7 protein-coding genes are annotated in these 8,668 nt (G+C 69.2%); 3 read left to right on the top strand and 4 right to left on the bottom strand.

What is annotated here, in order from left to right; all coding sequences use genetic code 11:
- Positions 1–212 (bottom strand): sugar transferase (locus Q7P21_RS17110; protein WP_304178058.1); only part of this gene is annotated, 212 nt, incomplete at its 3' end.
- A gap of 51 nt (positions 213–263) precedes the next feature.
- On the opposite strand from Q7P21_RS17110, the gene Q7P21_RS17105 reads away from it, so the two are divergent.
- Complete coding sequence (locus Q7P21_RS17105) at positions 264–1,061, top strand: WecB/TagA/CpsF family glycosyltransferase (protein WP_304178056.1); 798 nt, start codon at positions 264–266, stop codon at positions 1,059–1,061.
- Positions 1,051–2,430 (top strand): O-antigen ligase, encoded by a 1,380-nt coding sequence (locus Q7P21_RS17100; protein ID WP_304170959.1) that lies wholly within the window; start codon positions 1,051–1,053, stop codon positions 2,428–2,430. The genes Q7P21_RS17105 and Q7P21_RS17100 overlap by 11 nt, the downstream gene beginning before the upstream one ends.
- Positions 2,431–2,445: 15 nt before the next feature.
- Here Q7P21_RS17100 and Q7P21_RS17095 read toward each other — a convergent pair whose 3' ends face one another.
- The 3 genes from Q7P21_RS17095 to Q7P21_RS17085 all read right to left on the bottom strand — a co-directional run bounded on the left by Q7P21_RS17095 (position 2,446) and on the right by Q7P21_RS17085 (position 7,129).
- Positions 2,446–4,716, bottom strand: a complete 2,271-nt coding sequence (locus Q7P21_RS17095) for an arylsulfatase (protein WP_304170960.1) — start codon at positions 4,714–4,716, stop codon at positions 2,446–2,448.
- 108 nt (positions 4,717–4,824) lie between these two features.
- On the bottom strand, positions 4,825–6,066 hold the full coding sequence (locus Q7P21_RS17090; protein ID WP_304170961.1) for a hypothetical protein: 1,242 nt from the start codon (positions 6,064–6,066) through the stop codon (positions 4,825–4,827).
- A 25-nt stretch (positions 6,067–6,091) separates the two neighbouring features.
- On the bottom strand, positions 6,092–7,129 hold the full coding sequence (locus Q7P21_RS17085; protein ID WP_304178055.1) for a polysaccharide biosynthesis/export family protein: 1,038 nt from the start codon (positions 7,127–7,129) through the stop codon (positions 6,092–6,094).
- A gap of 190 nt (positions 7,130–7,319) precedes the next feature.
- Between Q7P21_RS17085 and Q7P21_RS17080 the strand changes: the two genes are divergently transcribed.
- Positions 7,320–8,668: hypothetical protein (locus Q7P21_RS17080; protein WP_304178053.1), on the top strand; the 1,349-nt coding region annotated here is incomplete at its 3' end.

Genomic DNA, 8,668 nt, shown 5'->3' with positions numbered 1-8,668 from the left:
CGACGCTCCCCCTGCCCCACCCAGTGACAGACATAGAAGAGCGGGCCAGGCGAAGTGGCGACCACCAGGAGCGCGATCAGGGCCAGCAGCGGCGACAGCCCGACCAGCAACAGACCGGAGACAGCCACGTCCAGAACGCGCTTGCCGGCGAGCTCGAGGCGCACATCGCGTCCCCCGCCGAGAACCGGACGTAAACTGATGCTGTGGCTCATGCGTGGTGCGTCCGCGGCTTTCGAGGACTTGAGGCTATATTGGAGAACCTGTTGACAAGCGGTTCAACCGACCCAGAGACCGTCTGGCCCGAGGTTCGGTTCGCAGGCCTGCGCTTCACCCCCCTGGGGGTCGAGGAGACCGTCGTGACGCTGGCCGGCCGCCCGGCCGACGCCCCGTTTGTCGCCTTCGTGACCCCCAATGCCGAGCACGCCTTCCTGCGCCGCCACGACGCCCTGTTCCGCGATTGCGGCGACACCTGCTGGATCAGCACCAACGACAGCCGGATCATCGGCCGCGCCGCCCTGCTGGCCGGGATCGACCTGAAGTTCGCGCCGGGCGCCTATGTGGTCGACCGGCTGTTCAAGGCGGTCATCGGCCCGGACGACGCCCTGACCGTCGTCGGCGCCACGACCGAGGTCATCGACAAGCTCAAGGCGCAGTTCGGCCTGACCCGGGTCGCTCACCACATTCCACCGATGGGCTTCATCAACATGCCCGACGCGGTGGCGGAGGCCGTGGCCTTCGTGGCCGCCCATCCCGCCCGCTTCGTCTTCATCGCCATGGGTCCGCCCCAGTCGGAGAAATTCTGCCAGCACGTCATCGCCGACGGACGCAGCGTGGGCGTCGGCCTGTGCATCGGCAGCTCGATCAATGTCATCACCGGCGGGTCGGACCCCGCGCCGGACTGGATGGAGCATTCCGGCCTGGTCTGGCTCTATCGGCTGGTCAAGGAGCCGCGCCGGCTATGGAAGCGCTATCTGGTGCGCGGCATGGTCGGGCTGGGCCTGGGCCTGCGCGACGCCGCCGCCATCCGCCTGGGCCTGAGGCCACGCCCCGATGGCTTCTGACGCCGCCCTGACCCCGCGCGGCCGGCTGGCCGCCTGGACCCTGGTCGACGCCGAGCGGCGGGCGGACCAGCGGGCCTTCGCCGACCGCTGGATCGGCCGGCTAGGCGGCCTGGCCCTGATGGCCACCCTGCTCTATCTGTTCATCGGCTCCACCCCCTACGTCCACGAGGCGGTGATCGACGCCAATACCGGCGGCCGGGTGATGAACTCGGTCAACCGCTATTCCTGGATCGTGCTGGCCGGCGTCTCGGCCCCGATCCTGTGGCTGCGCCGCCAGGCCCTGCCCCAGGCCCTGATCACCCTGGCCCCGCTGTTGCTGCTCTATGGCTGGTTCGCGGCGACGGGCCTGTGGGCGCTGGACGCGGGCGCCTCGCACCGACGGCTGTTCATCTACCTGATCGAACTGGTGATCTGCCTGAGCGTGAGTCTCAGCCAACCCGATGGGCGAAGGCTGCATTCGGTCATGGCCTGGACCTGCGCCATCATGATCGGGATCGACCTGTTCTCCTGGATCTTCCGCTACAAGGTCTCGATGAGCGAGCTGGGGCTCGCCGGGATCCACAATCACAAGAACACCCTGGGCGCGGTCATGCTGATCTGCGGCCTGATCTGCTGGCCCTATCTGATGACCCAGCGCAGCTGGGCCGGCCGGGCCTTCTGGCTGGCGGTGCTGGCCGGCGGCTTCGCCCTGCTGGTCGCCTCGCTCTCCAAGACCAGCCTGGGCATCTATCTGGGCGTCTTCGCCTTCGCCCCGGTGCTGATCTGGACGCTCAGCACAGGCCCGCGCACCTTCCGCAGCATTCTCGCCGCCGCCGTCGGCCTGCTGACCGCGGTGATCTTCGCCTATCTGGCCTGGTGCGCGGTCGAGGCGCTCGATCCCCTGGCGCCGATCCGGGGGGTGACCTTCACCCAGCGCACCGATGTCTGGCGGTTCGTGATCGGCGAGTGGAGCCACCATCCCTGGCGCGGCCTGGGTTTCGGCTCCTTCTGGGACATCGATCCGATGATCCAGCCCAGCCTGCAGACCGACGAGTGGTTCGCCCAGCCCGACAGCCCGACCAACGAGGCGCACAACGGCTATCTGGACATACTGGTCACCACCGGCGCCATCGGCCTGGCTGCAGCCCTCGGACTGCTGCTCTGGTGGACCTTCGCCGCCCTGGCCGCCCTGCGCCGCGCCCTGACCTCCGCCCGCCCCAGCGACCAGGCGATGCGGCCCTACGGGATCTACCAGGCCCTGCTGCCCCTGATCCTGATCGGCCACAATGTCACCGAGAGCAGCTATTTCGCCGGCAATTCAGTGTTCGGCTTCCTGATCCTGCTGCTCGGCGTCGAACTCGACCTGCGCCGGCGCCAGGCCACCGCCTGACGCCGCTCGCGCGGTCTATTGCCGGGACATCGCCGCCGCGACCTCAGCCTGGTCGGCGGTCCGCGCCAGCTCCGGCGGGACCGGCGGCAGGTCGAACACCACGCTGTGGATCGCGCCTGGATAGATGAAGGGCGGGGCGTAGTCGGGACTGACCGGGCGCGGGCTGCGACCGAAATCCATGCCCAGGCTGGAGATCATGATCAGCATGCGCGGGATGACGCCGGTCCCGACCACCGCGCCGTCGACGCTCATCTGGACCGCACCCGAGCCGTCCGGCTGCCGCGTGACCAGCACCTCGACCTGATGGCGGCCCGGGCCGATCCTCCTGTCGCCGCGCACGACGGCATGGTCATGGAAGGCGTTGTGGTCGAACACCGGGCGACCGTCCTGGATGTAGAGCACATAGCCGCTGTTCAGGCTGCCGCGCGAGATCAGCGCGCCGTCACAGGCCGCCCCGTGCTCCAGGTCGACCGTCATCTTCCAGCCCCGGAACACCGGCGGACAGGCGTCCGAGACGATGTGCGAAATCGGCGGGCGGTAGATGAACCGCCGCCGGCTGGTCGGCATGCCCGGCCGGCGCGAGGCGCGGAACAGCTCGAACGCGCCACGATCATCGATCGGCAACACGCCGTTCTGCTCGGCCTGCGACCACCACTCGGCGACCAGGGCCTTGAGCCGCTCGGGCTCGGCCGCCGCCAGGTTGTTGGTCTCCGAGAAGTCCTGGTCGAGGTGGTAGAGTTCCCAGTCGTCCTGATCCAGAGGCGCGCCCGAGGTGTGGTGGGTCACCGCCTTCCAGCCGTCCTTCCACAGGCCCCGGTGTCCGCCCATCTCGAAATACTGCACGGAGCGGGCGACCGGCGCGGTGGGATCGATGAAGCTCGCCGCCAGGCTGGCCCCATGCATCGGGATCTGCCTGACCCCGGCGACCTCGGTTGGCGGCGCCAGTCCAACAGCCTCCAGTATGGTCGGGGCGATATCGACGGCGTGGCAGAACTGGGTCCGGGTCTCGCCGGCCCCCTTCACCCCCTTGGGCCAGCGCACGATCAGCGGATCGCGCACCCCGCCGCCGTGGGTGTTCTGCTTGTACCATTTGAGCGGCGTATTGCCGGCCTGGGCCCAGCCCCAGGGGATATTGCAGTGGCTGTTGGGACCACCGATGTCGTCCAGACGCTCAACCGCCGCATCCAGATCCTCGGCCATCATGTTGAAATATTTCATCTCGTCGAGCACGCCGAGCGGCCCGCCCTCCTGGCTCGCGCCATTGTCGGAGACCAGCAGGAAGAGGGTGTCTTCGAACAGGCCGATCTCCTCGAGATAGGCCGCGAGCCGTCCGATCTGAGCATCGGTATGGTCCAGCATGCCGGCGAAGGCTTCCTGCAGACGGGCGGCGAACCGCTGCTGCTTGTCGCTCAGGCTGTCCCAGGCCTCGACGCCGGGATTGCGCGGCGCGAGGGCGGTGTCGGCGGGGATCACACCCATCGCCTTCTGCCGCGCGAACCAGGCCTCCCGGGCCACGTCCCAGCCCTGGTCGAAGCGTCCGCGATACTTGTCGAGATAGGCCTGGGGCGCCTGGTGCGGCGCGTGCATCGCCCCGAACGCCAGATAGAGGAAGAACGGCCGCTCGGGCGCCAGCGACGTCTGGTCACGGACCCAGGCGATGGACTGGTCCACCAGGTCCTCGGAGACGTGATAGCCCTCCTCCGGTGTTCTCGGCTGGTCGATGAAGTGGTTGTCGCTGGTCAATTCCGGATGGAACTGGTCGGTCTCCCCCTGCAGGAAGCCATAGAACCGGTCGAAGCCCTTCTGCAGCGGCCAGTTGCGGAACGGACCGGCCGCCGTCGCCTCGGCCATGGGCGCCAGATGCCACTTGCCCGCCGCGAAAGTGGCGAAGCCATTGTCGCGCAGGACCTCCGCCACCGTCGCCGCCGCCGGCGTGATCGCGCCGCGCATGTTCGGATAGCCGGTGTCCATGTTCGACACTGCCCGGATGCCCACCGCGTGGTGGTTGCGTCCGGTCAGCAGGCAGGCCCGCGAGGACGAGCAGAGCGCGGTGGTGTGAAAGCCGGTGTAGCGCAGCCCCTCTGACGCCAGCCGGTCGATGTTCGGCGTCTCAATGGTCGAACCGTAACATCCCAGATGGGCGAAGCCGGTGTCGTCCAGCACGATCATCACCACGTTCGGCGCGCCCTTTGGCGCCCGTCCGTCCGGCCAGTGAGGCTGGGACTCAGAGACCGTGCGGCCGATCTTGCCGGGGAACTGGGGCTCGGACGGAGAGGTGTAGGACATGGGCGCGCTCCCGGGGCCAGGCGCAGCCCGGCTGATTATGACATTCTTGATGCCAATAATTCCCGGTGCGGGCAGATCGTCAAGGGGTTTGGACCACGACCGCCCCGACTATTGGGAGGCGGCGCGCTCCATCCGCAGCCTGCGCACCAGCAGCCCGGCCATCAGGGCCACCTCGACCCCCTGCCCCACCGCCGCGCCGCCGATCGCGCCCGCGACGCCATAGGGCCGCAACAGCAACAGCACGCCGGCGGCCGCGGCCAGGGCGGCGATGGTGTTGGCCAGGGCCAGGTCGCGATAGGCCTTCAGGATCTGCAGACCCGTGGAGGCCACCACCTGGCTGAGGCTGAGCGCGGAAGCCACGCCCCACAGCAGCACCAGTTCGCCGTCGGCGGCGTATTTGCCCTTGAACATCAGGCCGCAGATCCAGGCCCAGCTTTCGGAGACCAGGAACGACCAGCCGAGCGCGATGACCAGGCCCGGGATGATGGCGATCATCAGGATGCGGCCGAAGCCGGACAGGTCGCCGGCCTCGCGTCGCCGCACCAGATCGCCCCGCGCCACCAGGCTCCAGGACGAGGCCAGCAACGGCAGGGGCCGCAACAGCAGCTGGGTCGCCGACAGCGAGGCCAGGGACGCCGCGCCCAGGGCGCCGGCCACCGCGAAGGCCGAGAAGCGGGCCAGAAGCTCGGTCGTCGTCACCCCCAGGAACAGCCAGCCGGAATTAGCCGCGAAGGCGCGATAGGGCTTGAGGGCCGGCCAGCTGACCTTCACCCCCTGCCCCCGGGTCGCCATCCAGCCGCCCGCCAAGCCGACCAGCCCATAGGCCAGGGCCAGCATGATCAGGATCTCGTCGGCCGAGGGTTTGCGTTCCAGCAAGGTCGCCCCGCCGACCAGGGCCACGCCCAGCACCAGCACGCCGGCGGTCTGGATCAGGGCGGTGCGCGGAAAGCCCCGCGAGAAGGCCAGCAGCCGCACATATTGCTGCAGCAGGAAAGCCGGCACGAACAGGGCCGCGGCCGGGGCGCCATACTCAGACCCCTTGGCCTTGAACACCAGGGCGGCGGCCAGTACGCCGGCTCCCACCAGGGCCAGGAACACCACCGTCACCGCATGCATCAGCCGTTCGATTTCCAGCCGCGCGGGCGAGGTCCCGGCGCCGGGGGCCAGCACCTGAATATGGGGAACGGTGAGCGCGTTCTGCAGGCTGGCCAGGACGAAGCCGATATTGGCCCAGAAGGAGAAGGCCCCGTACTGGTCCGGCGCCGCCAGCCGGATCAGCAGCAGGTTGACCCCGAGATTGAGCAGCGACCAGAGCGCCTGCTCCACCGCCGAGGTCAGATAGCGCGACACGACGCCTGGCTCCTGCCGGGGACCGTCAATAGGTCCGCCCGCGATTGATGCTGTAGCCGAAGCTGGGGCTGAAGGGCAGCACGCCCTTGATGTACTGCTCCACGAACAGGTCGACCTCGGAGATCTTGCTGCGCGGCACGAACACCAGGTCGCCCGGCAGCACCGCGAAGCCGTCGCCCGTGGCGCCGCCGCCGGCCAGATAGGCCTTGAGGTCGATGTCCTTCATCAGGATCCGGCCGCCCGGACGCTGGCGGATCACCACCACGCGCCCGGTGCGGGCGGTGGGCAGGGCGCCGCCGGCGGTCATCACGGCTTGCGCCGGGGTCAGCTGGCCCTTGACCGGCTTGACGCCGGGCTCCTTGACCTCGCCGCCGACGAACACCTGGGCCGAGCCGTAGCTGTTGATCAGCACCTCGACCTGGGGCGCGCGCAGCACCTGGGCATAGGCCTGGGTCAGGGCCTGGTTGGCCTGGTCCACGGTCAGGTCGGCGACCTTGACCCCGCTGACCAGCGGGAAGATCCCACGCCCGTCGGGGCCGATGATCACCTGGCCGTTGAGATCCGGATTGATCAGGAAGCGCAGGGCCAGTTCGTCGCCCGGGCCGAGGCGATAGCGATAGTCTTCCTCAGTCCAATCAGCATAGGCGCCGCCCCAACGGGCGGGCGGGCTGGCCGGGGCTGCATAGGGCGGCTGCGGCTGCGGGTAGGCGACGCCGGGATAGGGGTCGGGAGCCCGGACCGGCGGATAGGCGGCCTGAGCCGGGGGCTGATATTGCGGCGGGTACTGAGGCGCGGGCGCCGGCTGGGGCGCATATTGCGGCGCCGAGGGTCTTGGATAGGCGGGCTGGGCCTGAGGCTGATAATAGACCTTGGGCGGGCCGCTGGGCAGGACCGGCGCGCCGTAGACGGTGGCGGGCGGGCGCGCCGCCTCCCGACGTCGGCTCTCGTGGTGAGCCCCGCCGAACAGGCCCGGCTGAGGATAGGAGCGCGGCAGATCGGGATCGCCGGCGCAGGCGCCGAGCGTCAGGGCGAGCAGGACTGCGGTGAGCCGCCCAGCGGACATGCCGGTCTCCGAGATCGGCCGGCCGCCCAGGATGCGGCGCCGGCTGTCGGAATGTCATGCCAGTCTAGGGTTAGCAAAGGGTTGGCGTCGGCCCCCTCAGCCTTTTGTTAAGGACAAAACCCGTAGACTCCAAAGCTACTTCCGCCACTGGCGCCCTGGCGCTGTCACCCGGCCCGCCCCTGCGCAACCGATGAGTACCGCCGTCTTCGAACAGACGCCTGCCGCGACCGAGGCGCCGCGCCGGCGCATCCAGTCGCCGTTGACGCTGCGCGACCTCCTGACGCCGGTCTTCTATTATCGCCGCCGGGCCATGCTGGCCTTGATGGTCCCGGTGATCCTGGCCTTCGTCGCGGCCCTGCTGGCCCACCCGGTCTATATCGCCCAGTCGCGCCTGCTGATCCTGCTGGGCGGCGACTATGTCTTCAAAGGCTCGGCCAGCGACCCGGGCTCCAGCCAGAGCTTCGACCGGGCGCAGATCGTCCATGCCGAGATGGAGATCCTCGCGGCCCGCAGCCTGCACCTGGAGGCGATCAAGGAGATCGGCCTGGCCAAGGCCTATCCGGGCTTCGCGTCCGCGCCCAACGGTCTGGAACAGGCGGCGGACCGCCTGGAGAAGGACCTGACGATCGACAATATCCCGCAGTCGAACGTCATCGAGATGAGCCTGCGCAACGCCGACCGCCAGGTCGCCGCCGACCTGTTGAACCGCCTGGTCTCGCTCTACGTCGATCGCCGCCGTGAGGTGTTCAAGCGCGCTGATGCGAGCTCGGTCGGCGCCCAGCGCGACGGCCTCAGCCAGCGCCTGGACCAGCTGGAGGGCCAGCTCACCGCCTTCGCCACCGCGCACAATTTCGGCGACTACAATGTCGAGTTCAGCGCCGTTCAGGGTCAGCAGGCGGCGCTGCAGGCCCAGCTCCAGGCCACCGACCAGCAGATCGCCGCCCGGGCCGGCCGCACCTCTCAGCTGGGCCGCCGCATGGACCTGACCCCGTCGGTCGTGCCGCTGTCGACCGACACCGCGCGCTCCGCCCAGCTCGATGCGCTCACCTCCAGCCTGATCGCCCTGCAGGCCCAGCGCCGGGAGGCCGCCGCCAAGTTCCGCGACGGCTATCCGCTGATCGCCGATCTCGACGGCAAGATCGCCGCCCTGCAGGCCCAGATCGGCCAGACCCCGACCTCCCAGACCGCCGCCGAGCACCACGGCCTCAACCCCGTCCGCCAACAGCTCGACAGCGCCTTTGCCGATTCCGAAGGCGAGCTGGCCGGCCTGCGCAGCGGCCGTCGCGCCCTTCAGGCGTCACTGAACGCCGTCAACGCTCGGCTCGACGAACTGGTCCGCATCGGCCCGCAATATCGCGAACTGCAGCGGGCCCGCGACGTGGTCGAAGGCGTCTATCAGGACCTGGCCAAGACGGCGGAGAACGCCAGCCTGGAAAACGCCATGTCCCGCAGCCGCGCCAATGTGCGGGTGATCCAGGCCGCCGACCCGCCGCTGAAGGGCAAGAGCGGCCGCATGATCCTGCTGGCCGCCGGGCTCGG

Origin of the sequence: Phenylobacterium aquaticum (assembly GCF_947378715.1) — a bacterium.
GTDB lineage: Bacteria > Pseudomonadota > Alphaproteobacteria > Caulobacterales > Caulobacteraceae > Phenylobacterium > Phenylobacterium aquaticum_A.
This window is presented reverse-complemented; position numbering and strand designations above follow the sequence as displayed.